21 protein-coding genes are annotated in these 24,073 nt (G+C 44.7%); 7 read left to right on the top strand and 14 right to left on the bottom strand.

Annotated elements, in window-relative coordinates:
* The first annotated feature begins 91 nt into the window (after window positions 1-91).
* Window positions 92-373, top strand: coding sequence for an HNH endonuclease (locus IE163_RS14440; protein WP_189433696.1), 282 nt, complete (start codon window positions 92-94; stop codon window positions 371-373).
* 166 nt (window positions 374-539) lie between these two features.
* Entirely contained in the window at window positions 540-1,136 is a 597-nt protein-coding gene (locus tag IE163_RS14435) for a DUF938 domain-containing protein (RefSeq protein WP_189433695.1), read from the top strand.
* Here IE163_RS14435 and IE163_RS14430 read toward each other — a convergent pair whose 3' ends face one another.
* Window positions 1,137-2,291 carry a GNAT family N-acetyltransferase gene (locus IE163_RS14430; protein ID WP_189433694.1) on the bottom strand — a complete coding sequence of 385 codons (1,155 nt, stop codon included), beginning with the start codon at window positions 2,289-2,291 and terminating at the stop codon, window positions 1,137-1,139.
* Window positions 2,292-2,299: 8 nt separating this feature from the next.
* The gene (locus tag IE163_RS14425; protein ID WP_189433693.1) at window positions 2,300-3,385 is read right to left on the bottom strand and encodes an AI-2E family transporter; all 1,086 of its coding nucleotides are present in this window, start codon (window positions 3,383-3,385) and stop codon (window positions 2,300-2,302) included.
* Between the two features lie 193 nt (window positions 3,386-3,578).
* Between IE163_RS14425 and IE163_RS14420 the strand changes: the two genes are divergently transcribed.
* Window positions 3,579-4,601 (top strand): CNNM domain-containing protein, encoded by a 1,023-nt coding sequence (locus tag IE163_RS14420; protein WP_189433692.1) that lies wholly within the window; start codon window positions 3,579-3,581, stop codon window positions 4,599-4,601.
* A 49-nt stretch (window positions 4,602-4,650) separates the two neighbouring features.
* On the opposite strand, the gene IE163_RS14415 is transcribed toward IE163_RS14420, so the two are convergent.
* Complete coding sequence (locus IE163_RS14415) at window positions 4,651-6,369, bottom strand: potassium/proton antiporter (RefSeq protein ID WP_189433691.1); 1,719 nt, start codon at window positions 6,367-6,369, stop codon at window positions 4,651-4,653.
* Between the two features lie 286 nt (window positions 6,370-6,655).
* Here IE163_RS14415 and yghU point away from each other — a divergent pair, with 286 nt between their 5' ends.
* A complete protein-coding gene (yghU, locus tag IE163_RS14410) occupies window positions 6,656-7,504 on the top strand; it encodes a glutathione-dependent disulfide-bond oxidoreductase (RefSeq protein WP_189433690.1) in 849 nt (282 codons plus the stop codon).
* 33 nt (window positions 7,505-7,537) lie between these two features.
* Here the strand turns inward: yghU and IE163_RS14405 are convergent, their stop codons facing one another.
* Window positions 7,538-8,224 carry a tellurite resistance TerB family protein gene (locus tag IE163_RS14405; protein WP_189433689.1) on the bottom strand — a complete coding sequence of 229 codons (687 nt, stop codon included), beginning with the start codon at window positions 8,222-8,224 and terminating at the stop codon, window positions 7,538-7,540.
* A gap of 61 nt (window positions 8,225-8,285) precedes the next feature.
* Window positions 8,286-9,281 carry an endonuclease gene (locus tag IE163_RS14400; protein WP_229833585.1) on the bottom strand — a complete coding sequence of 332 codons (996 nt, stop codon included), beginning with the start codon at window positions 9,279-9,281 and terminating at the stop codon, window positions 8,286-8,288.
* A gap of 190 nt (window positions 9,282-9,471) precedes the next feature.
* Between IE163_RS14400 and IE163_RS14395 the strand changes: the two genes are divergently transcribed.
* From IE163_RS14395 to IE163_RS14385, 3 genes are all read left to right on the top strand, one after another.
* Window positions 9,472-12,447 (top strand): ligand-binding sensor domain-containing diguanylate cyclase, encoded by a 2,976-nt coding sequence (locus tag IE163_RS14395; protein WP_189433688.1) that lies wholly within the window; start codon window positions 9,472-9,474, stop codon window positions 12,445-12,447.
* Window positions 12,448-12,581: 134 nt separating this feature from the next.
* Window positions 12,582-12,791, top strand: a complete 210-nt coding sequence (locus IE163_RS14390; RefSeq protein ID WP_189433687.1) for a hypothetical protein — start codon at window positions 12,582-12,584, stop codon at window positions 12,789-12,791.
* Window positions 12,791-13,057 (top strand): cell division protein ZapA, encoded by a 267-nt coding sequence (locus IE163_RS14385; RefSeq protein ID WP_189433686.1) that lies wholly within the window; start codon window positions 12,791-12,793, stop codon window positions 13,055-13,057. The genes IE163_RS14390 and IE163_RS14385 overlap by 1 nt, the downstream gene beginning before the upstream one ends.
* Before the next feature lie 15 nt (window positions 13,058-13,072).
* On the opposite strand, the gene IE163_RS14380 is transcribed toward IE163_RS14385, so the two are convergent.
* The 9 genes from IE163_RS14380 to pgl all read right to left on the bottom strand — a co-directional run bounded on the left by IE163_RS14380 (window position 13,073) and on the right by pgl (window position 24,072).
* Window positions 13,073-14,770 (bottom strand): NAD-dependent malic enzyme, encoded by a 1,698-nt coding sequence (locus IE163_RS14380; protein WP_189433685.1) that lies wholly within the window; start codon window positions 14,768-14,770, stop codon window positions 13,073-13,075.
* A gap of 51 nt (window positions 14,771-14,821) precedes the next feature.
* A complete protein-coding gene (locus IE163_RS14375; protein WP_189433684.1) occupies window positions 14,822-15,667 on the bottom strand; it encodes an HDOD domain-containing protein in 846 nt (281 codons plus the stop codon).
* A 196-nt stretch (window positions 15,668-15,863) separates the two neighbouring features.
* Complete coding sequence (nhaD, locus tag IE163_RS14370; RefSeq protein ID WP_189433683.1) at window positions 15,864-17,306, bottom strand: sodium:proton antiporter NhaD; 1,443 nt, start codon at window positions 17,304-17,306, stop codon at window positions 15,864-15,866.
* 211 nt (window positions 17,307-17,517) lie between these two features.
* Window positions 17,518-17,985: a Dps family protein gene (locus IE163_RS14365; RefSeq protein WP_189433682.1), complete on the bottom strand. Its 468-nt coding sequence runs from the start codon at window positions 17,983-17,985 to the stop codon at window positions 17,518-17,520.
* A gap of 167 nt (window positions 17,986-18,152) precedes the next feature.
* Window positions 18,153-19,760: an ABC-F family ATPase gene (locus IE163_RS14360; RefSeq protein WP_189433681.1), complete on the bottom strand. Its 1,608-nt coding sequence runs from the start codon at window positions 19,758-19,760 to the stop codon at window positions 18,153-18,155.
* Between the two features lie 166 nt (window positions 19,761-19,926).
* Entirely contained in the window at window positions 19,927-20,571 is a 645-nt protein-coding gene (locus IE163_RS14355) for a bifunctional 4-hydroxy-2-oxoglutarate aldolase/2-dehydro-3-deoxy-phosphogluconate aldolase (RefSeq protein ID WP_189433680.1), read from the bottom strand.
* Between the two features lie 3 nt (window positions 20,572-20,574).
* A complete protein-coding gene (locus IE163_RS14350) occupies window positions 20,575-21,546 on the bottom strand; it encodes a glucokinase (protein ID WP_189433679.1) in 972 nt (323 codons plus the stop codon).
* Complete coding sequence (gene edd, locus IE163_RS14345) at window positions 21,539-23,371, bottom strand: phosphogluconate dehydratase (protein ID WP_189433678.1); 1,833 nt, start codon at window positions 23,369-23,371, stop codon at window positions 21,539-21,541. The genes IE163_RS14350 and edd overlap by 8 nt, the downstream gene beginning before the upstream one ends.
* A gap of 8 nt (window positions 23,372-23,379) precedes the next feature.
* The gene (gene pgl, locus IE163_RS14340) at window positions 23,380-24,072 is read right to left on the bottom strand and encodes a 6-phosphogluconolactonase (RefSeq protein ID WP_189433677.1); all 693 of its coding nucleotides are present in this window, start codon (window positions 24,070-24,072) and stop codon (window positions 23,380-23,382) included.
* Window position 24,073: the final 1 nt, after the last annotated feature.

Here is a 24,073-nt window from a genome sequence, read left to right as displayed (position 1 = left end):
CAACAGCAAAATAGATTGCATTTGCGGATACCAGCAAATCTAAAAGGCTTAGCTAGCCGTTTAACACAGCAATGAACGAGATACTGTGTTTATGAAACAACAAGTTGCTTGCGAGCTTTGCGGTAGACATTGTCTGCTAACATTTCATCATTTAATTCCTAAGAAAATGCACAGGCGTAGTTTTTTCCGGAGCCATTACAGCAAAGCCGAATTACAAAATGGCGTGATGCTCTGTGTAACATGTCATAAAACCATTCATCGTTTCTATGATGAAATGACGTTGGCCAAAAGGTTTAATACTTTATACGCGCTGCAAGCTGATGAGAAAATACAAAGCTACTTAGTTTGGGTGAAAAAGCAGAAGATACAGTAGTTTAGAGTAGTCAATAAGCTTGAAAAACTCTCTATTATGACGCAACTTATATAGCTCATAATGTATATTATGTTAAATTGACAATTGTAATGATACTATCATCACTATATTATTATCTGTATCACACTATTCGGCTTAGCACATGCTGCTTATATAAGGTTTTCCAATGGACTCTGATTTGCCCTTCTCTCAGGCTTGTGAAAATAATAAAGAACCGATTCTTGCCGTACTTAAACAAGCTTTTTACCAAACAACCACTGTATTGGAAATTGGCAGCGGTACTGGTCAGCATGCGGTGCACTTTGCTAGCCAATTAACACATCTGCGCTGGCAAGCCAGTGATCAGCAACATTACTTGCCAGATCTCAATGAGCGATTACGCAGAGCCGCTCTTCGTAATTTGCCTCAGGCACTCTGCTTAGATGTTACCCAGCAACAGTTACCGCCTGGCAACTTTGATGGCCTTTTTACCGCCAATACACTGCATATTATGAGTTTGTCAATGGTTGAAAGCATGTTTAAAAGGCTAAATCGGCTACTGAGTGAAAACGCAACACTTTGTATTTACGGGCCTTTCAACTACAACGGCACTTTTACCAGTGCGAGTAATCAGGCTTTTGATCAAAGCCTTAAAAGCCGTGATCCTGCTATGGGAATTCGTGATGTTGAACAAATACTAGTATTAGCCGAAGCACAAGGTTTTAGTTTACAGCAAGATCACGCTATGCCGGCTAATAACCGTTTATTATTGCTTCGACGATAATCAGCATTGTTCGGTCGCTTTATAAGGCAAAGCTTGCTTGGCAGCAGCGACATAAGCGGCAAGTTGCTGCGACTCTTGCATAAAATAGTTGTTAATTGCTGCCGATAATGGCGTATTGTCAAAAGCATAAGCGCCAAAACGTTTTACTGGTTCAAAACCCCGCTTTAACTTATGTTCGCCCTGGGCACCGGCATCAAAGTATTGCAGGCCATGTTTAATACAAAACGCAATTCCCTGGTAATAGCAGAGTTCAAAATGCAGTAAGTCGTTCTCTGCCAGGGCTCCCCAGTAACGCCCATAAAGTGTATCGTTACTCTTAAAACATAACGAGGCCGCAATAATATGGTCGGGTTGCTCAGGCGAAAACGCTGCAAATACCACTATCTGCTCTGCCATACTTTGCGCTATTAGGCTAAAACTGGCCTCACTGATGTAACCAGTGTGACCAGAGCGTTTAAGATAAGTGGCTTGATAACAGCGTATCAACTGTTGCCAGTGTGCAGCACCAAGCTCATCACCTGTAAGCGTTTTCAGAATTAAGTGCTGACAGCTAGCGCGCTCTTTTTGTAGTTGTTTGCGCTTTCGAGACGTTAAGCTGGCAAGAAAGTCTGTAAATTGCAGATAGCCTTTGTTCTGCCATAAAAATTGCACATCATGGCGTAGCCAAAAACCCTGCGCCATCAGTGACTGACATAAGACAGGATCGGGATAAAGCCACTGCACACTCGTTAACTGTTTAGCCGCAATAGCGTTTAGTAAGTACTGGCTTAAAAGCGGTAAGATCTCAGGTAATAATGCGTGATCAAGCAGACCTAAACGTGGCCCCGCCACCGGCGTAAACGGAATAGCCGCTACCCATTTAGGATAAAACGGCAGGCGATATTGCTCGTAGGCTTGTGCTATTTGCCAATCGAACAGGTATTCGCCATAAGAGTGCGTTTTTAAATAGCCTGGTACAGCAGCAATTAAGTGTTCATCTTGCCAAACAGTAAGATGCTGGCTGCGCCAACCACTGTTACCATCGACACTAGCGCCCTGCTCTAGCGCCTTTAAAAAAGCATAACGCGTAAAGGGAAAGTCTTGTGGAAACAATGGATCCCACTGCTTAGCCGTAACTTCGGCTAAGCTTGATAAAAAACGCAGGTTAATGCTCATACCAAGGCTTAGCTATTATCCTGCTTCTCTAAAAAATCTTTAAACTCAATGGTATAAAGCCTTAACAATACCATGGTTAACGCAAAAATAATGGGGCCATAAATTAAGCCTATCAAACCAAACAGCTGTAATCCGCCTAGGAGCGATAAGAAAATAAGTAAGGTGCTCATTTGCGAGCTACCCTGCATTAAGATAGGTCTTAAAATATTATCGATAGACCCTACTACAACGATGCCCCAGACCGCCAAAAAGATCCCCCAGCCCCAATCGCCAGTGAGTAATAAATATAAGCTGGCCGGTAACCAAATAAGCGCGGTCCCTACCGCTGGTATAAAGGAAGCAAACGCCATCATGGTGCCCCAGAACAAACCAGGAAAACCAGCCAGCGCCATAGCAATACCACCAGCAAAACCCTGAGCGATCGCCGTTAAGACAGATCCTAAAACCGCAGAACGTGCCACTTGTCTGGCTTCGTTTAACAACGCATCTTCTTGAGAACGGGATAAGGGTATTACCCAATACAGCGTATCAACAATCTTGTCGTGATCGCGTAGCAGGAAAAACAGGATAAATAACATCAAAATAAAACCAAAGACAAAACCCGTAATATCTCCAACCAGTTTGGTGCTCAAATCTAGCAGTTCTTTACTAAAGCTGGAGGCGAACTCCGTCATTTTTTCTATTAGAGATTGCGCAGTAAGGAAATCCGCAGGAATATATTCAGCCAATACTAGCTGCAATTGCTGTAAATAAGGATGCTGCAATAACTGCTCTGCACCACCGCTGTTTAACCAGGTATAGCTTTGCCGGGTAAAGGTTAGGCCTTGTTGTAAAATTGCCATAAAGACTAAAGATGCCGGCACCAATATCACGATCACCAACAAAACGCACGATAGGCTTGCAGCCAGGTTAGGTTTTCCAGGTAGCTTTTTTTCTATCCATTGATGCACAGGAAAACACAGCAAAGATAACACGAAAGCAAGTACTAGCGCACCAACGTAAGGCGCAATTAATAGGTAACTGGCATAGAGTGCGAGCAGTAGCGCGGCTATAAGAATATAGTGGCGCGATTCGACATCAAATTTATTCTGCATGTTCAAGTATCACTCCCTGTTTACTAGTACTAAGACGAAAGCCATCTTAGAATAAAATTACGCGTTAGTAACCGATTAATTTGGATTATTTAGAGGGGGTTAACATTTTTTAGATTTCACCTCTCGATTATCAGCAACACTTTCGTTTATACTGATAATCCCTTGGTAATACGGAGTGTTGTAATCAACTTGTATGAGTCTTTTAATCACCTTTGTGGTGCTATCTATTTCAGTGTCGTTTATTTGCTCGATACTGGAAGCTGCTCTCTTATCCATAACCCCCAGTTACATTGCCCAACAGAAACTTTCCAGACCTAAGCTTTATGAAAAACTTAAAGTACTGAAAGATAAAATTGATCAGCCTTTAGCCGCTATTCTTACGTTAAACACTGTTGCTCACACTGTTGGTGCTACCGGTGTTGGTGCGCAGGTTACTGTTGTGTTTGGTGATGGTTATCTTGGTATTGCTTCTGCGGTGATGACATTACTTATCCTTGTGCTGTCAGAGATCTTACCCAAAACGATTGGCGCCAGATATTGGCCAAAGCTAGCCCCCGTTTTACCCGCTTTACTAAATGGTATGATTTTTATTCTTAAGCCCTTTATTTGGTTATCAGATCAAGTGATGAAGCTTTTTGGCGGTGGGCAGCATGAGCACGATTTGCGGCAGGAAATTAAAGCTCTAACCATTTTAGGCCGTGAATTAAATAAGTTAGACGAAGATGAGCAACGTGTTATTGCCAATATTCTTGACTTACACGATGTTAAAGTACGCGACATTATGACACCGCGAACGGTTTGTGAAACTGCCAGGCCGGATGAAAAACTAGTCGATTTAGTTGAGCGTGTTAAAAAAGACCAATATTCCCGCTACCCCGTGATTGATCAGGATGAAGCACCGCTGGGTATCGTTTTTCGTTATGATATGTTAGATATTGCCGATAACTCCGTGGCTGCTGATATTATGAAGCCCGTTAAAATCATCTCGGATAAAATGAGTGTTGAGCAGCTAATGTCACAGCTGATGCGAGAGCAACAACACATGTGCCTGATTTATGATGAGTATGGCAGTTGGCTTGGTTTAGTCACGATGGAAGATGTGATTGAAGCCATTATAGGTCAGCCGATAATGGATGAAACCGATGATATTCCTAATATGCGCCGTTTTGCCAAGCGGCGCTGGGAACACAAACAAAAACAGCTTAGCGAAGAGTAAATAGATAAAGCCCCGTAATGGGGCTTTATCTTAAGCCGGGATATTGATGTTAAACTGGCTCTGCTGGTTGAATGCTTAGGGTCACCACCCTATCACCCACCATTTCAACGATTTTAAAGTGCCTGTCGGCATACTTAAACTCAGCTTGCTCTGCCAGGTTATTACCTAACATCCTTACACAGAGTCCTTCAAGGCTGATATCTTCTCTACCCTGATTTAACTTAGCGCCGTAACCATAACACCAATCGATATCGCTGAGCATAGTCGCGCCTTTCATCCGTAGTGGCCCTGCTGGTCTGCTGCCGGCAAAGCCTTTATCGGCGAAAGCTTGCTCAACAAAATCTTTATAATCGTCTTTTAGCACAATAAACAAGTGATCTTCAGGTTGTAGAATGGTTGAGCCGCGCGGGGCTATGACTTTCTCACCGCGGGTAATCATCGCTACGACCACGCCTTCTGGCAACGCCATTCGTGACAAACGTCGATATGCCGCTCTGGAGTTATCAGACAAGGTATATTCAACAATAGCGGCATCAACATCACCAAGCGACGTAATTTCCAGCGTGGCGGGTGCTTGTGCCTGGGGTTTCTCAATCAGGTTTAAACGCCGGGCTATCCAGGGTAAGGTAGACCCTTGCAAAGTCGCTGAGATCAGCACGACAAAGAATACAACATTAAATATCAGCTGAGCATTAGGTAAACCAAACATTAACGGGAAAATGGCCAGTATAATGGGCACCGAGCCTCTTAACCCCACCCAGGATACCAAGGTCGTCTCTCTTAGATTAAAACCAAAGAGTTTCATCAACGGAAAAACTGCCAGGGGTCTGGCGATAAAAACTAGCACGCCAGCAATTAAAATACCCTGCCACCAAACATCCAGCAGTGAGCTAGGAGTAATTAATAAGCCCAGCACCACAAACATGGTAATTTGACTGAGCCAGGCTAAGCCATCGTGAAATAAAAAGGTAGTACGCTGAAAGGCAAATTGGCTATTACCAATCATCACGCCGCAAATAAAAATAGCTAAAAAGCCACTGCCGCCGATGTTTGCTGCAAGTCCAAAGGCTAACAAACCCGATGCAGTAACCAGCACAGGATATAAACCACTGGCTTGCAAATGGATGCGATTAATCAATTTGATGACGGCATAACCGACGATTAAACCAATTATGGCTCCTAAGCCCATTTGCATCACGAATAATTGTAATAATGGTAGGCCTGGCTGCATATCGTTGACCAGTATTTCTAATAAACCGACTGTAAGGAATATCGCCATAGGATCGTTCGAGGCACTTTCTATTTCTAAGGTAGACTTCAAACGTGGGTTAAGATGAATACCGGCATTTCGCAGCAGTGAAAATACCGCCGCGGCATCGGTAGAGCCTACTATTGCCCCCAAGAGCATGCCGGTAATTAGGCTGATATCCAAAATATAGCTTGCCGCTGCACCAGTAATTACCGCAGTAACAAATACCCCTAAGGTGGCGAGCATCGACGCCGGCTTCCATACTTGCTTGATTGAACTTAACGGCGTTTGTAAGCCGCCATCAAATAGAATCAATGCCAACGCCAAGGTACCCAGAGCATGCGCCGCCTGAGGGCTATCAAAGCCAATACGGCCAATACCGTCTTCTCCTGCTAGCATCCCAACTAATAAGAACAGCACTAGCATAGGCAACCCTAACCGGGCAGAAATTTTACTGGAGAAAATGCCAAGTAATATCAGTACTGCAGCCAGTAAGATCAGTTTATCTACTACAAACATAATGTGGGGATCTTCTCTTGGGCTTAAAATTAAAAGTTAAACAACATAAAACCGACGCCAATACCATTTTGGCGACAGAGTTTTTTCACCGCTAAGTCCATCGTTAATTATTAGCAAATAATAACAGGTAAACATGACATTTCACTGAACCAATGTATTTTAGCAGATCTCTAAGCACAAAATATTGATTAGTATAGCTAAGTTTAAAAAGTAAACTACACCATCTAAATGTAACCCGGTGGCTTTACTACCTGTAAATATCGCTCATTATAGAGGTTTTATATTTATGAACTCATCGACTTATACCCCACCTAAAATTTGGCAATGGCAGCAGCAAAATGGCGGTGCCTTTGCCAATATTAACAGACCTGTGGCAGGTGCCACCCATGAAAAAGCCTTACCCGCGGGTAACCAGCCGCTGCAGCTGTACTCTTTAGCTACGCCAAATGGCGTTAAAGTCACTATTTTGTTGGAAGAGCTGGTGGCCGCAGGCATTAGCGCAGCGGAATACGACGCTTGGCTTATCAATATCCGTGAAGGACAACAGTTTAGTTCAGGTTTTGTTGCTATAAATCCTAATTCAAAAATCCCTGCCTTGGTTGATAACAGCACGGTACCGGCAACACGGGTCTTTGAATCTGCCAGTATTTTATTGTACCTCGCAGAAAAGTTTGGCGTTTTTATACCCAGGGAGCCAGCTAAGCGCACCGAAATGCTGAACTGGCTGTTTTGGCAAATGGGCAGTGCCCCCTTTTTAGGCGGCGGTTTTGGCCATTTTTATGCGTATGCTCCAGAGAAAATCGCCTATGCGATAGATCGCTATGCTATGGAGGCAAAACGGCAATTAGATGTATTAAATCAACAATTAGCAAAGAATACTTACATTTGCGGCGATGACTATACCATTGCCGATATGGCAATTTGGCCCTGGTATGGTGGTTTAGTGCTAGGTCGACTTTATGACGCGGCAGAGTTTTTATCGGTTAACGACTATCCCCATGTACTGCGCTGGGCAAAATTAATTGATAGCAGACCCGCGGTAAAACGCGGCTATGCGGTAAATCGTAATTTTGGTGCAGAGCCGCATCTTCCTGAACGCCACAGTGCGGCTGATTTTGTTGCCCTCGGCTTGTAAGCAACAGGCGCATTTAGGCGCCTGTATTAATCATTAGGCCTGAGCGAGCAACTCGGCTTCTTTTACCTGCTGGCGAAGTGCCAATTGCAGGCTGTCTGGCAGCTGCAGCTGCTTCGCCAGCTCGCTAAGGTAGCTTCGCTCCATAAAACTCTCTTCATCAATGACTAACAAACTGGCAAGATACATTTGTGCGGCGGTTTCTTGATCTTTAGCAAGACGGGCAACAGCGGTAGGGTCCAAAGGCTTTTTAAGTTCTGCGTCAACAAACTGGATAATTTGTGGCTCTGTAGTCAGTTTTGCGATCTCTGCATCAATAATTTCACGTTCCCGGTTATCAATATGCCCATCCGCTTTTGCGGCAGCAATAACTGCAACCAAAATAGCCTTACACTGCTGTTCTGGCAACACCGCATCAGGTGCCTGTGTTAACCTGTCCGTGTTAGTCTGCGCACTACTTTGGTTGTTTTGCTGCCAGTTATCAAAAGCTTTGTAAGCTAAAACCCCCAACGCGGCCATACCACCATAGGTCAACACTTTACCGCCTATCTTGCGCCCTTTTTTACTGCCTAGCAGTAAGCCCAGAGCACCACCTGCCAGCGCCGCGCCGCCCTTACCTTTTAACATCCCAGCCAAACCACTGCTAAGATCGTTGCCTGTTGTTTGAGCCGTAACCGCTGCGCCAGATTTTAATAATTTATCTAAAAAGGTTTTATTAATCATAAAATAAGCCCTAAAAATATCTTGCTCAATTAGAACAAGAAAATAGTAAATAATTCACTAATTATTTTGGACAATTCCCCGCCAGCCGGTAGCCTTGCTGCTCAGCTTCTGCACTTGTTTGAAAAATAATACGATTCGCCGGTGCCATACTTGAATAGTTTGGACAATCTGCCCGATGATAAACCCGGGAATTACGATTACCATGTATGGGTGAAACAATTGCCTGAGGCGTCTTTGAAATACTGCCAACGGCGGCAATGTTGCTGGGTACCCCGCTATTATTGGCCAGCCAACCTTGTGGGGTTAAGCCTACCCCACTTGTGTTAAAACCCAATTGCCAACTTTTTTCGCCAGTGACAAAAGGATTACTACGTTGGGTTAGTGCAGCAGTGCGATGATGACGCAGTAACTCTAGCTCAGAAACCGGATCTTGTTTATGCCAAGCAAGGTAAAGCTGCTGATCCTGACGACTCAAGGCTAGGTTGTAGCGATCTGCCATATAAAAAGCAACCCGGGCTATATCACCCCGGATATCGGCTTTTGGCTGGACTTTGCGATTTTTGGTATCAATTTTAATATCGCAGCGGCCAAACTGCGCACTAATATTTTCAGTGACCATCGCAAAGGGTAAATCAGAACGAATACCGTTAATTTGCCCTACAGCATAGGTCAGGTTAAATAAGTCAGCTTCGATCTTGTTGAAAATGGGATCTGTTGCCTGACAGTTTTTCCGCCCCCCATTTTGCCAGCACTTTAGCTGTTTACCTACCCAAGAAATCGGAATGATGTGTTCCACCTCTGAGCGTGCGGCTCTGGCAATTGTGGCCTCACTGGGTAAACCTCTTGGAGCATAAATAGCAAACCCGCAGGAGTCATGATCTACCCTACCGCCACTGCGGCCTACCCAGCTGATCTGACAATCACAATAAAAAGTGCGTTCACTACCCTGATAAATTTGTTTTAACTGTATTTTAGCTTGTTCAAAGTTAGCGGGCTCTGCAGCTAAACTTATACTAAAGAATATAGCGAATACTACCCAAGAAACCTTTAATATCACAACGATTACTACCGCGCTGGCCTGACGCTCCTGATGACTGCAAGTTCAAAAATGGCCAATTTTGAACGACTATCCTGTTGCGAGGCATCATGTTAACAAATTTTAATATGGCTCGGCGGGTTATTTATTGTGACGAAGCTTAAAAAACGCTATAACTTAAGGTACTAAACGATAAGGAAATATTTCAGTAATGCTGATTTTGGGATTTAGGCTGATTTTGCTTGCTTTGATAGTGTTGTCTTTGCCGGTAAAAGCGAGTGATTATCTGTTTAAAGCGCCTACCGATCCCCTTATCGCCCGACAATCTTCGGTTTATCATATATCTCAAGACAAAGACGGTTTTATTTGGTTTGGCTCAGATACCGACGGTCTTTTGCGCTACGATGGCAATCAAAGCATCAATTGGTTAAATCCTAATGCCAGTGGTGCAGCCAGGCTTAACATTAACACTGCCATTTTTACTGATAGCGGCGATCTGTGGCTAGCCAGTTGGCGTGATGGTTTACGCTACTACCCCAAAAACAAAACAGCTTATGCTTTTCCTATTGATGTTAGCAGCCGTAATGCTTTAGCAAGTCAGCGTGTACAAACCTTGTTTAAAGACAGTAAAAACCGGCTTTGGGTTGGAACTATCGAAGGGTTACATTACATCGATCTTGCCAGCCCCTATACTATTCAACGTATCGCCTTTGCGATGCCGCAGCATCCGCTTTATCAGCAGCGGATCTGGGGTATCACTGAATCTCCGGAAGGATTATGGGTCGCAACCTCACAGGGAATTGTGCTGCTTGATTTAGCGCTGCAGACTACGCAGCATTTCAATTTACCCACTGTTACCGATACCGATATTGCCAGAGCGAACGAAGCAAGGACTATCGAATATATTCACGAAGCCGTTTGGGCTGGCTCTGCTAATGGTGTCTTTAGTTATCAGCAGCTTTGCAACTGCTTTGTCCAATTGCATCAGCCAGCAGAGCTTGCATATCCCAGAGTGAACGCCCTACATCAAGGTATTGGTGCTACCCTCTGGGTGGGTGCTGCTAATGGTCTGTATCAGTTTGATACTGCAAAGCAAAATTGGTTAAAGACAGATGAACAGTACAATTTTTTACCCGATGTCGATGTCCGCAGTATTTTTTTAGATAAAGACCAGCAGTTATGGTTAGGAAGTCGTGAACAAAGTGTTTTTGTAGGGCATCAACAGTATCAAAGTTTTCAACTGTTATCGCGGCAGCTTCCTCAAGATATCGGTAGCGATATTAACGGCTTAACGACAGCTATCTATCATGATAAAACCGGTGCCTTATGGCTGGCTATCCAAGATAAGCTGTTTTATCGGGGGCCTGACAAAGTGTATTGGCAAACGATGGAAATACGGCAGCAATTTGGCATCAGGAAGGTGTACAGAATTACCGAGGATCCCAATGGCCAAATCTGGTTGGGCACAGACATAGGTCTGTTTCGCGTTGCCGATTTTACGCTTATCGCCGTCACTGCTCCTTTCGAGTTAGCAAAACTGCGAGTAGGCGCTGTCACCGAATTCGCTATTTCAGCCGCAGGTGATTTTTACCTGGGGCTGTGGCAACACGGTTTGATCTTCTGGCAACCTGCGTTAGTCAAGGCTAAATTGGAGTTGACAGAATTAAGTAAAACCAGTGGTGATCAAATTTATCACCTTAGCCAGGATGCAACAGGTAACTTTTTTGCGGTAAGCCGTTATTCAGGCTTATTTAGCAAAAGCACGACCGACAAGCAATGGGCACCGGTTTCGCTGGCTAAGCAAACCTTGGTCGATGGCTATAACTGCGTGTTACCTGAAAACGATAAGTTTCTTTGGTTGTGCTCTGAGTTTGGCCTATGGCGAGTGGATAGGAAAAGCTATGATTTAAAACAATACACCATCCAAGATGGCTTACCGAGCATGTTTATTAGTGCCGCTTTTTTTGATCACGAACAACGGTTCTGGGTATTAACCAATCAAGGGCCCGCCCGTTTTGATGCCTCGCTACAACGTTTTATCAGTTACAGTTTGCTGGATGGCTTGCCTGATTTGAGTATGCAGCGCAATAGTTACTCTGTTGGATCTGACGGTGAAACTTTGCTTGGCACACCAAATGGTGCCGTCCTAATGCACGTTGTACCGGAGCAAGAGAATTTACAAGCACCGCGTTTAGTGCTGGCGAAGTTGCTTATTAACGGTGTGGACCATACTCGGGAATATGAACAAGGCTCTGGTGTTATTGAATTACCATACTCGTATCGGGAACTTATTGTTGGCTACGCCATACTCGATTACCGGAACCCGGAAATGAATACTACCCGTACTCGTCTTCTGGGGTTGTCGAATCGTTGGAGTCCACACGATACCAATCATGAAGTCCGGTATGTCAATCTGCCTCCTGGGCAATATACGCTTGAAGTCGAAGGGCAAAATGCCAGAGGTATAGGTACCGACGGCCCCCTACGCTTACAAATTGTCGTTAAAGCGCCATGGTGGACAGCAACCTGGTTGTGGTTAGGTTTTATTGTCGTACTGTTCTTTGCAGCTGTCGCTTTTATGCAGCTACAACAACGACACCTTAATAAGCGCAATCAAAAACTACAGCAGTTGGTAGCTGCGCGCACCAGTGAGCTTGAAGCACTTACCGTAAAACTAAAACAACGTGCAGAGCATGATCCACTTACCGGGCTATTAAACCGGGCAGGTTTTACTGAAAGGTTTAAACAGTTGCTGCAAATTTCTAGCCGACAAAATCAAGTTGTGACATTGGTATTGATTGACCTTGACCATTTTAAAAAGCTCAATGACCAATATGGACATGATGCTGGCGACAAAGTGTTACTGCATTTTGCTAATTTACTAAGAAGCAGAGTAAGAGCGTCAGACAGCGCCGGCCGCTGGGGTGGAGAAGAATTTATTATTGCTTTGGGTAACTGCCGCGCCGAGGGCGCAAAGCTATTTTGTGAGGAATTACTAGACAGCTTGCAACAAACACCATGTCTCTATCATCAATCATCACTTAATTATACAGCGACCTTTGGGGTCGTCTCATTGCCGTTGACAATAGATAGCCTGGATGCCTGGATAAAGTTAGCCGATCTCGCCCTTTACCAAGGCAAAGCTTTAGGAAGAGCTCAAGTAGTTATTCATAACAACAATGCTTAGAAATTCAAGTCTGGTTAAGTGGAAGCCTGCCTTTGTTCGTAATACATACAGTCGGATCGGATAATGCGCATTTCGCTGGCATTAACCTAGAACTTTCAGTACTGTACGCGCTTTACGTCTCAACCGGAGTTTTTATGAGCACAGAGCACCTTTTTTCTGAATTGCAGCTTGCAGTTCAGCGCCTTCTTGAAAAAAATCAGCAACTAAGCAGCCAACTTCATCAGCTACAAGAGCAGCATGAATTACTGCAACTGGATGTACTGGAAAAAGATGAACAGCAAGAACAATTACAACAAAAAATGCAGACGTTATTAACCACTCTTAGTGAAGCCGCTGGCCGTTAATGAGTGATATTGAGTCTTGTACTGTACAGATTTTAGGGCGGCAATACCGCTTTAAACATCCCTCAGATAAACAGCAACAATTGACCTCTACTGCTGCAGAGTTAGATTTGCGTTTAAAGACTCAAGTCGCAGACTTACCCTTGGCAACCCGGGATCAGCTGTTGATTTTAACTGCTATAAATCTACTTAATGAGCTGTCAGAGCTACAGCAGCAAACCGCAACCTGCGTCGAGCAATTAGTAGCACAAATAAAAGAGGCTGGATAAACCAGCCTCTTATTGTTAATTACTAACCCGACGATAATGCCGGTATTCAGGTTTCCAAAAGTTATTTTCTATACGTTGTTGTAGTTGGTTATCGTCAACATCTAAAGCTAACCCTTGTTGCATGGCTACTTTAGCCACTGCAAAAGCAATTTTTTTACTTAAAGCGGAAAGTTCAGTGAAAGCAGGTAATAAACCACCCTGTCCAGTATTTGCCAGCGGCGAGTTAGCCGCTAAGGTCTCGCTGGCAGCACGAAGCATATCATCGCTGATCAACTTGGCTTTAACGGCAATAACACCAAGACCAATGCCTGGGAAAATATAGCTGTTATTACATTGAGTAATAAGATGCTGTTTACCATTAAAGTTTACTGGCTTAAAAGGGCTTCCGGTGGCGACAATCACCTCACCATCAGTCCATTCGATCACTTGCTCTGGTGTGGCTTCTATCTGGCGGGAAGGATTGCTAAGTGGGAAGATAATCGGCAGATCACAGCCCTTCTTCATAGCGCGAATGATTTGTTCGGTAAATAAGCCAGCCTGGCCTGATACACCAATCAGCACCGTTGGCTGAGCACAGTTCATAACATCTAATAAACTTGGAAACTCCCCGCTGTAACTCCAGTTGCTAATCGCCGCTTTACTTTGTACTAAGGCTTGCTGGAAGTCGCGTAGCTCAATCATCCCCTCAGCTAATAAACCAAAGCGATCAACCATATAAATTTGATTGCGAGCTTGAGCTTCACTGGCGCCCTCTGCCACCATTTGGCTGATGATTTGTTCCGCAATACCACAACCTGCTGAACCAGCACCAACAAAAACAACTTTTTGATCTTTTAACTGTGAACCTTTAGAGCGACAGGCGGCTAACAAAGTACCAACGGTTACTGCAGCGGTACCCTGGATATCATCATTAAAACAACAAATTTGCTCACGGTAACGCTGTAAAATCGGCATGGCGTTGGGCTGAGCAAAATCTTCAAACTGTATAATGGCTTCTGGCCAGCGACGTTTTACTGCTTGGAGAAAAAGATCAATAAACTCGTTATACTCATCCTGTGCTACACGTTTGTGCCTCAGCCCCATATACATTGGGTCATTCAGCAGCTTTTCGTTATTGGTGCCTACATCCAACATCACCGGTAAAGTATAAGCTGGGCTAATACCGCCACAAGCGGTGTATAGAGATAACTTGCCGATAGAAATGCCCATACCGCCAATACCTTGGTCCCCTAAACCCAGCACTCGCTCACCGTCTGTGACAACAATAACTTTTACTTTTGCTTTGGTGGCATTACGTAATACATCGTCTAAGTTATGACGATCTTCATAGCTAATAAAGAGTCCACGGGCACTGCGGTATATATCAGAAAACTGTTCACAGGCATCTCCGACCGTTGGGGTGTAGATGATGGGCAGCATTTCTTCGAGGTGCTGCTGCACTAAACGGTAAAAGAGCGTTTCGTTGTTGTCCTGAATTACCCGCAAATAGATATGTTTATTGATAGCATCTTCGAAGCTACGATATTGTTGGTAGCAGCGGCTTACTTGCTCTTCAATAGTTTCATAACGCGGGGGTAATAAGCCGGTCAGGTTAAAGGCGGCACGTTCTTCGCGGGTAAAGGCGCTGCCTTTATTTAATAATGGGGTTTCTAATAAAGCTGAACCGGCATAACCAGTATACAAAGGGCGCTTTGTTGAGATATTAGCAGACATGATCTAATCCGAAAATGACAGCTGCCACTTAAAAGTGGCAGGCAGATGGTATTAATAAAGGGTGCTGATCCTTGGGTTTAATACAGATAACACAAACAACCCTTCAGTATTGCAAAAATTAATCGCTTTAATTAAATCGGCTTGCTCAAGCTCTAAGAGCTCAATCAAGAAAGGATCGACTAAAGTCTTAATACTATAAAGCTCCGGATGCTGATTAGCCAGTGCTAAACGCACCGCAAGATGTACGACCAGTTGCTCCGGTGTCCTCGCTTCATAGTGGGTATTATGTTGTAGCGCTAGGGGCTCAACGATAGGATCGGGCAATTGCCAAAGGTTTAACAGCTCAGCACCGCAGATGGCGTAACTAAAACCTAAGATTTTTTGCTGTAACTGCCAGGGTTTTATCTCGGTAGTATATTCCTGGCAACGGGTCGCAATCTCTGGATTTTGTTGGGCCAGTATTAATTCACCGATATTGTGCAACAAACCAGAAACATAAGCTTTGTCAGCATGTTTAAAGCCAAGATGAGTAGCAAGGTATTTAGCAATCAATGCTGCATTAACGCTTTGCTCCCAAAACCGGTCTAAATCTATGGCATTGGTGTTTAACTGGCTACACGCTGAGCTAATACCGATACTTAAGATTAAATTATAAACCTGCGTCTTACCTAAAACTAATAAGGCTTTGCTTACCGAGTCTACTTGGTAAGGCAAACGATAAATTGCACTATTGGCTAATTTTAACAATTTAGAAGTAAGAACCGGATCTAGCAAAATAACGTCGGCAATATCGTCTAAATCCGCTGTATCTGATTCCAAAAGTTCGCGAACGCGGAAATAGCTATCCGGCAATGAAAAGAGTTCTACTACATTCTGCGCATACTGAAACGCATTCATTCTCGTTTCTCCGGTGGTAACTAATTTACATTAAATTAGTAACTGACTTAAGTGTTACTGTTACTTGTCATTTTACAAGGTTTCAGCTGAAAATTTTAGCTATATTTCTACTAAGCAGAGAAGTTACGATAAATAATAGGCAAAAGTAAATGGAAAAGAGCACAAAGCGATAACCTTGTGCTCTATTGTCTGCTGGTTAACCGTAAATTTGGAACAAGTCCGCATTAAGCCATAAATGCATAAAAATAGCCGCGATATAACCTAAAGCAATAACGGGTGCCCATTTTAAGTGGCCGGCAAAAGTATACATCCCTCTTGCTTGTCCCATCAATGCCACACCAGCGGCCGAACCGACAGATAATAAACTACCACCAACGCCGGCAGTTAGAGTAATTAATAGCCATTGGCCGTGTGACATTTCTGGTTGCATCGTTAGCACCGCAAACATTACCGGTATGTTGTCTATAACGGCAGATATTACACCCAGAGCCACGTTGGCATTGGTTGCGCCCCATTGGGTATATAATAAATCAGACATTACCGCAAGGTAACCAAGAAAGCCTAAACCACCAACACACATCACTACGCCGTAAAAAAACAGTAGGGTATCCCACTCAGCCCGTTGTACTTTACTGAAGACGTCAAAGGGCACCACTCCACCTAAACGACGCAAACGTTCCATATCTCCTGCTCGTTCAGCCATGGCTTTTTTGCGCGCCAGTGAGCCGGGTAAGGTCATTCTTAGGAAATAACCAAAGAACTGTAAATACCCCAGGCCCATCATCATGCCGAGCACTGGCGGTAAATGCAGGAAGGTGTGACAGGCAACAGCTGTACCAATGGTAAATAAGAACAAACAGACAATACGAATGGCACCGCGTTTTAACTCAACGTCTTCCTCTACCGCTGAAGGTTTACGTTTTTCGATAAAGAAACTCATAATAGCGGCAGGAATAACAAAATTAACTAATGCCGGTAAAAATAATACAAAAAATTCTTGAAACTTCACCAATCCCGCCTGCCAAACCATTAAGGTGGTAATATCGCCAAAGGGGCTAAAGGCACCGCCTGCATTTGCGGCAACAACGATATTAACGCAGCATAAATTGATAAATTTCTTATCGCCCTCTGCTACCTTCATTACTACAGCGCACATTAGTAATGCTGTAGTCAGGTTATCGGCCACCGGTGAGATAAAAAATGCCAAGAAGCCAGTTATCCAGAACAAGTTTTGATAACTAAAGCCTTTTTTGATCATCCAGGCCCGTAAGGCGTCAAACAGTAAACGCTCTTCCATTGCATTGATATAGGTCATTGCCACTAACAGGAATAACATTAACTCTGCAAATTCTAATAGGTTGTGCCTAAAAGCATCTTCTGTTACTCCGGGCAAACCATGCTGAATATAAACCCAGCCGATTAAGATCCAGATCAAGCCTGCCGCCACCAGTACCGGCTTAGATTTACGCATATGCAGCTTTTCTTCACCCATTACCAAGGCGTATGCTACAACAAAGATAGCGATACAAATAAAGCCAACAACCGAATTTGTAAGTTCTAATTGACCTGCTGAAGCAGCAAATGCCTGCGGGCTAAGCAACAGCAGTGCTGCAGCACAAAGCAATGTTAGGATGCGCATTTTTCAACCTATTTATTTTAATCAGTTTTCAAGAAGGGTCTTGCCCGGATTTTGGGCGGCCGGATAATAACACATCCGGATGGCTAGAGTGTCAGATGAAATGACAAAATACTACGATTAACTGCGAATTTTAGACCAAAGTGGTATGAGGGCGTGACTAATAATAAAGAGAGCTTTGCGCTCCCTTTATTATTAGTACCAGTAGTTTAATTTAAGCGACTAAACTACGTAACATCCAGGCATTTTTTTCATGCACTGTCATACGTTGTGTAAGCAGATCTAAGGTTACCTCGTCAGCGGCACCGTCTGCTACCGGCACAATAGAGCGTGCAGTTTTAGCAATAGCTTCCTGACCTTTCACCAGATCTTTAATCATTTCCTCGGCACTTGGAATACCGTCGGCTTCTTTTAAGCTAGTTAGTTTGGCATATTCTTTGTAGGAACCGGGCGCAAATTCACCTAAAGCACGAATACGCTCGGCAATGTCATCTACGGCAACAGCAAGCTCGGTATATTGGGTTTCGAATAACGTATGCAATGTTTGAAACATTGGTCCTGTTACGTTCCAATGATAATTGTGGGTTTTTAAATACAGTGTGTAGGTATCAGCTAGTAATACGGATAATCCATGCGCAATAGCCTTACGCTGTTCTTCATCAATGCCGATATTAATCTTCATAAAACTCCCCTGTGTTTAAGGTATCGCGATAGCGATAGCTAGAATGCTTACTACTAAAAGTAACAGTAGTTTGCTCAAGAATACACTGTCTATAGAGAAGAAATGGGGATAAATACCGAAAAATCAACAGCCACTGCAGGAAGTTTTCGCTACAGTGGCCATTTAGCTTAGCGCTGGGCTTGCTGTGCAGCTAATTGTTGTGCCAAATACTCTTCGTAGCTACCTACGAAATTACGCACGTCTTGCTCAGTAATCTCAATAATTCGGCTAGCCAAAGATGAGACAAATTCCCGATCGTGACTAACAAACAACAGCGTACCTTTGTAATGCTCTAACGCTAAGTTTAACGATTCAATTGATTCCATATCCAAATGGTTAGTTGGTTCATCCATGACCAGGATATTAGGGCGCTGCAACATTAGTTTGCCGAATAACATGCGGCCTTGTTCACCACCCGATAACACTTTAACGGATTTCTTAATTTCGTCTTGAGAAAATAACAAGCGTCCTAAAATACCGCGAATCGCTTGCTCATCGTCAGCAGGTTGCTTCCATTGGCTCATCCAATCAAACAGACTGAGGTCTTCCTCAAAGTCATGTGCATGGTCCTGTGCATAATAGCCGATGCTGACATTCTCAGACCATTTCACCGTGCCACTTTCCGGTGTCAGGTCGCCCACCAAACATTTTAGCAAGGTCGATTTACCGATACCGTTAGCACCTAAAATCGCCACTTTTTCGCCGACCTCAATAGTCAACTTTAAATCTTTTAACAAGTGTAAATCGCCAAAGCTTTTATTTAAGCCTTCAACTTCGAGCGCTAATCGATAAAGCTGTTTTTGTTGCTCGAAGCGAATAAAGGGGTTAACCCGGCTCGACGCTTTCACTTCTTCAAGTTGAATTTTTTCAATCTGCTTGGCGCGGCTAGTTGCCTGACGCGCTTTAGACGCATTAGCAGAGAAGCGACTCACGAAGGTCTGCAGCTCCGCAATCTGTGCTTTCTTCTTCGCGTTATCTGATAACAAACGTTCCCGGGCTTGAGTGGCAGCGGTCATATATTCATCATAGTTACCCGGATAAACCCGCAGTTCACCAAAATCGAGATCGGCCATGTGCGTACAAACGCTATTTAAAAAGTGCCGATCGTGCGAGATGATAACCATAGTAGAGTTCCGCTCTGCCAATACGTTTTCTAACCAGCGGATAGTGTTAATGTCCAAGTTGTTGGTAGGTTCGTCCAATAGCATGATCTCTGGATCCGCAAAGAGTACCTGTGCTAGCAATACCCTAAGTTTAAAGCCGGGTGCTACTGCTGACATCAAACCATTATGCAATTCAATAGGAATACCAACACCGAGCAAAAGTTCGCCGGCACGAGACTCGGCAGAATAGCCATCCATTTCACCAAAAGCGACTTCCAAATCGGCGACTTTCATGCCGTCTTCTTCGCTCATCTCGGCAGAGGCGTAAATGCGATCACGTTCAGATTTTACTTCCCAAAGCTCAGCATGCCCCATAATCACCGTATCGATGACGGTGTATTGTTCAAAAGCAAACTGATCCTGATGTAACTTTGCCACCCTATGGTTTGGCTCTACAAAAACATTACCCGCACTTGCTTCTAACTCCCGGCTTAAAATTTTCATAAAGGTCGACTTGCCGCAGCCGTTAGCGCCGATTAAACCATAGCGATTCCCATCGCTAAATTTAACAGAGATATTTTCAAACAACGGCTTAGCGCCGAATTGCATGGTAATGTTATTGGTTGAAATCACAAATTGGTCCGTTACTGGGTTAAAACAACTGAAAAAGGAGCGCTACTATACGCGCTTTAGCTGAAAAACTCAAAGCGCTACAACAGCGACAGTGTTACTTAAATAAATTCTATCAAAAGCAAAAGAACCGGCATTCAGCCGGTTCTTTTGCTTTTGGTTGCTTTACTTACAACGCTGCGGCAACGGCTTTAGCCGTAAGCTCTGTCACTTTATGCCAATCTTTAGCAGCAATGGCATTATCTGGTACTATCCAAGAGCCACCTACACAACTAACATTAGGCAGTGCTAAATACTCGCGATAGTTTTGTTCATTAATGCCGCCGGTTGGGCAAAAGCGAATATCGGCAAAAGGACCATAAATTGATTTTAAGGTTTTTACTCCACCGGCGGCTTCTGCCGGAAAAAACTTAAAGTGTGTATAACCTAAACTCATGCCTTCCATTAACTCAGAGATACTGGCAATGCCGGGAATTAATGGGATAGCTGCATCCTTACCAGCTTGCAGTAACTCACGTGTCATGCCTGGGCTGATGGCAAATTTAGCACCGGCGGCAATAACGGCATTAAGCTGCTCTGCATTAGTAACAGTACCGGCACCTACCACCGCCTCTGGCACCTGTTCAGCCAAAAGTTTAATCGCATCCAATGCAGCTGGCGTGCGTAATGTTACTTCTAATACCTTGATACCTCCAGCGAGCAAAGCTCGAGCCAAAGGAACTGCGTCATGTAAATCCTTAATCACGATCACCGGTACTACCGGCCCCATTGCAAACACCGCTGACGGTTGTAATTGCCAATTTGTAAATGCCATAACTTAACCCGCCAATGTTTGTTTTAAATATACTGCGGCGCCTAATAAACCTGGCTGCTCGGCAGTGACAATAAAAATAGGAATTTGCCGATTAAAATCGGTAAAGCGCCCTTTGGCTTCAAAACGAGCGCGAAACTCACTAGAACCTAACAAAGGGAGCAGCTTGGGAACTATGCCCCCTGCGACGTAGACACCACCGAAGGTGCTCAGTGTCAGTGCTAAGTCACCGGCAACACTGCCTAAACTGGCATAGAACTGTTGTACCGCGGCAGCCGCTAATGTTGAGCTACCACTTAATGCCTGTTGTCCTATTTCACCAGCACTTAATGCAGGAGTAGCAACTTGTTGCAAAGCCGCCAAGGCCTGATAGATCGCCTCCAACCCTGGGCCTGATAACAACCGCTCAGGAGACACATGACCGTATTGCGCGGCTAACTGGCGCTGAATAAACCATTCCTGTTCATTTTGTGGCGCCCAATCAACATGCCCGCCCTCGCCGGGCAATGGGATGAATTTATCGGCAACGGGTACCAAATGCGCTACGCCAAGGCCGGTACCGGCGCCTAATACTGCCATTGGTTTACCACGAACTGCTGACTGCCCACCAATTTGGATTTTTTGATCATCCGCTAATGCCGGTAAACACATGGCCACAGCCGTAAAGTCATTCATCACCAACAAGGTATTTAGCTTAAGCTGTTGCTGCATCCCTTTAATGGAAAACTGCCAGTGAAAGTTCGTCATGCGCACTTCGTCATCATTAACCGGACAAGCGATAGCAATAGCGACATCTTTGATATCCGTTAGCTGCTGCTCTTGTTGATAATGACTAAGCGCATCTGCCAAGCTCTCAAAGTCAGCGCAGGGGTAAACCGCGACTTGATCCAAAGCTAAGGTATCCAGGGCTACCCGACTAAAGCGGGCATTAGTACCGCCTATATCGGCGACAATGGCAAATTGGCGCATCTTAGCCATGTAAGTGCTCCTCGGTAATAAATAAACTGCAGGCCCCCTGCTCTGCCCCGGTAAGTTGCTGACGTAAGGCGCCAAACATTTCCCGGCCCATACCATAAAAATTAGTACTGAGATCAGTCGTTGCCAGAGGGCGAGCGGCCAATTCGGCGGCATCCACTAAAATATCTAGCTTACCGGTTTCACCGTCCACCAAAATCATGTCACCCGTTTGAATCCTGGCAATATTGCCACCGTCTACCGCTTCTGGTGTTAAATGGATGGCAGCTGGTACCTTGCCCGATGCGCCTGACATCCGACCATCAGTGACCAGCGCCACTTTATAGCCTTTGTCTTGTAATACACCCAGTGGCGGCGTTAACTTGTGAAGTTCTGGCATGCCACAAGCTTTTGGCCCCTGGAAACGCACCACTACCACGCAGTCTTTGTTTAATTCACCCGCTTTAAAGGCGGCATCTAACTCATGCTGGCTATGAAATACTACGGCAGGCGCCTTAACGACTTCGGTACCTGTGCGTAAAGACGAGGTTTTCATCACTGCGCGACCAATATTGCCGGCCATCAAAATTAAACCGCCATGGGCTTTAAAAGGTTTATCCGCTGAGGTTAATACCTCTAGATCTGACGACACCTCCGGACCATCAATCCAAACTAATTTACCCTCTTGCATCACTGGCGTTTGGGTATAACGACGTAAACCTGGACCTGCGATGGTTTGGACATCTTCGTGCAGCAAACCTTGATCTAACAAAGTCCGGATCAGGTAGGCCATACCGCCAGCTTGTTGGAAATGGTTAATATCAGCCTGCCCATTTGGATAAATTCGGGTAATCAGCGGTGTGGCATCAGACAGCTCAGCAAAGTCGTCCCAATTTACAATAAAGCCTGCAGAGCGCGCCACAGCAATGAGATGCATGGTGTGGTTGGTTGAGCCACCAGTCGCTAATAGCCCGACAATTCCATTAACCACGGCCTTAGCATCAACCAGTTTACCAATTGGCAGATAATCGGTACCCAACTCAGTTAAGCGGGTTACCTGCCGTGCAGCCGCTTTGGTCAACTCATCGCGCAGTTCTGTGCCCGGATTAACAAAAGACGAACCAGGTAAGTGTAAGCCCATCATTTCAACCACTAACTGGTTAGAATTTGCAGTGCCATAGAAGGTACAGGTTCCTGCCGAATGATAAGATTTTGATTCCGCTTCCAATAATTCTTCTTTGCCCACTTTACCTTCAGCAAATAGCTGGCGAACACGGGCTTTTTCTTTGTTAGGGATACCAGAGGGCATTGGGCCAGCAGGAACAAACACAAAGGGTAAATGACCAAAGCTTAACGCTGACATAAGCAAACCAGGGACGATTTTATCGCAAATGCCCAGCATTAAACCGCCATCAAACATATTATGCGATAGGCCGACTGCTGCTGACATTGCAATAATATCGCGGCTTAGCAGACTAAGCTCCATCCCTGGTTGGCCTTGGGTAACACCATCGCACATAGCAGGCACACCACCGGCAAATTGCGCAACGCTACCCACTTCGCTCACGGCCTGTTTAATCAGATCCGGATAAGTTTGGTAAGGTTGGTGCGCCGACAGCATGTCGTTGTAAGACGAGATAATGCCAATATTTGCTTTGGTTAAGCTGCGCAAATCAGATTTTTCAGCCGCATTACAGGCTGCAAAGCCATGGGCTAAATTGCCACAACTTAACACGCCACGGTGAGGCCCTTTTTTTCTGGCCTGCTCCAGCCGCGCCAAATAAATAGCCCGGCTTTTGCTGCTGCGAGCGATAATACGATCGGTAACCTGCTGAACCACTGGATTCATAATAACCTCTATTTCGGTGAGTACATCACATCGACGGCAACCGATGGATGGTGCAAGAAAGCCCTAATCGGCATTTGCACAGGATCGGTGTTTGCAAGTGCCTGTTGTAATACCGGGAACTTGTTTTCACCTACCAGATGTAAAAAAATATGTCTGCTATCAAGTAAACGTGTTTTGCTTAAACTAATACGCTGGAAAGGTGCTGATGTTGGTTCTGTCGCCAGTACCGCCGGCGCAGTATCACTTAAACCCGCTGTTAATTGCGCGCTACACGGAAACAAAGATGCCGTATGGCCATCTTCGCCCATCCCTAAAATTACCGCATCAAAGGTTGGTAAACCGGCAACTCTGGGCAAAATCTCCGGTATAGCCGCAAACGCATGCTCTGCTTCAGCATACAAACTAATAAACTTGGCTTTAGCCGCATAATGTTGCAGTAAGGTTGCTTTAACCAAACGCTCGTTACTCTGCTCTGAGTCCACCGGTAAGTAGCGATCATCTGCTAATAAAATGGTGACTTTTTCCCAGCTAAGAGGCGTCGAGGCAAGCGTCTGAAATAAAGCTTGCGGTGTCCGACCACCTGATACCACTAAATAAGCCGCATCTCGCTCGGCTATGGCCGTCGTTAAAATAGCAACCAGTTTGCTAGCGAAGTCATGGTTTAAGGCACTGCTGTCACTAAATTGATGTAATAAATGCATG

Source organism: Alishewanella longhuensis (genome assembly GCF_014653435.1).
Taxonomy (GTDB): domain Bacteria; phylum Pseudomonadota; class Gammaproteobacteria; order Enterobacterales; family Alteromonadaceae; genus Alishewanella; species Alishewanella longhuensis.
Note: the sequence above shows the minus strand (reverse complement) of the source record. Positions and strands in the feature narration are given on the sequence as shown.

What these genes read in the sequence shown, in the direction of transcription:
- IE163_RS14385 (WP_189433686.1), top strand. Translation starts at nt 12,791, where the DNA reads ATGAGTGATATTGAGTCTTGTACTGTACAGATTTTAGGGCGGCAATAC.
- IE163_RS14395 (WP_189433688.1), top strand. Translation starts at nt 9,472, where the DNA reads ATGCTGATTTTGGGATTTAGGCTGATTTTGCTTGCTTTGATAGTGTTG.
- IE163_RS14420 (WP_189433692.1), top strand. Translation starts at nt 3,579, where the DNA reads ATGAGTCTTTTAATCACCTTTGTGGTGCTATCTATTTCAGTGTCGTTT.
- pgl (WP_189433677.1), bottom strand. Translation starts at nt 24,072, where the DNA reads ATGCATTTATTACATCAATTTAGTGACAGCAGTGCCTTAAACCATGAC.
- IE163_RS14430 (WP_189433694.1), bottom strand. Translation starts at nt 2,291, where the DNA reads ATGAGCATTAACCTGCGTTTTTTATCAAGCTTAGCCGAAGTTACGGCT.
- IE163_RS14435 (WP_189433695.1), top strand. Translation starts at nt 540, where the DNA reads ATGGACTCTGATTTGCCCTTCTCTCAGGCTTGTGAAAATAATAAAGAA.
- IE163_RS14405 (WP_189433689.1), bottom strand. Translation starts at nt 8,224, where the DNA reads ATGATTAATAAAACCTTTTTAGATAAATTATTAAAATCTGGCGCAGCG.
- nhaD (WP_189433683.1), bottom strand. Translation starts at nt 17,306, where the DNA reads ATGCGCATCCTAACATTGCTTTGTGCTGCAGCACTGCTGTTGCTTAGC.
- IE163_RS14350 (WP_189433679.1), bottom strand. Translation starts at nt 21,546, where the DNA reads ATGGCTAAGATGCGCCAATTTGCCATTGTCGCCGATATAGGCGGTACT.
- edd (WP_189433678.1), bottom strand. Translation starts at nt 23,371, where the DNA reads ATGAATCCAGTGGTTCAGCAGGTTACCGATCGTATTATCGCTCGCAGC.
- IE163_RS14375 (WP_189433684.1), bottom strand. Translation starts at nt 15,667, where the DNA reads ATGAATGCGTTTCAGTATGCGCAGAATGTAGTAGAACTCTTTTCATTG.
- IE163_RS14425 (WP_189433693.1), bottom strand. Translation starts at nt 3,385, where the DNA reads ATGCAGAATAAATTTGATGTCGAATCGCGCCACTATATTCTTATAGCC.
- IE163_RS14355 (WP_189433680.1), bottom strand. Translation starts at nt 20,571, where the DNA reads ATGGCATTTACAAATTGGCAATTACAACCGTCAGCGGTGTTTGCAATG.
- IE163_RS14440 (WP_189433696.1), top strand. Translation starts at nt 92, where the DNA reads ATGAAACAACAAGTTGCTTGCGAGCTTTGCGGTAGACATTGTCTGCTA.
- yghU (WP_189433690.1), top strand. Translation starts at nt 6,656, where the DNA reads ATGAACTCATCGACTTATACCCCACCTAAAATTTGGCAATGGCAGCAG.
- IE163_RS14380 (WP_189433685.1), bottom strand. Translation starts at nt 14,770, where the DNA reads ATGTCTGCTAATATCTCAACAAAGCGCCCTTTGTATACTGGTTATGCC.
- IE163_RS14365 (WP_189433682.1), bottom strand. Translation starts at nt 17,985, where the DNA reads ATGAAGATTAATATCGGCATTGATGAAGAACAGCGTAAGGCTATTGCG.
- IE163_RS14390 (WP_189433687.1), top strand. Translation starts at nt 12,582, where the DNA reads ATGAGCACAGAGCACCTTTTTTCTGAATTGCAGCTTGCAGTTCAGCGC.
- IE163_RS14415 (WP_189433691.1), bottom strand. Translation starts at nt 6,369, where the DNA reads ATGTTTGTAGTAGATAAACTGATCTTACTGGCTGCAGTACTGATATTA.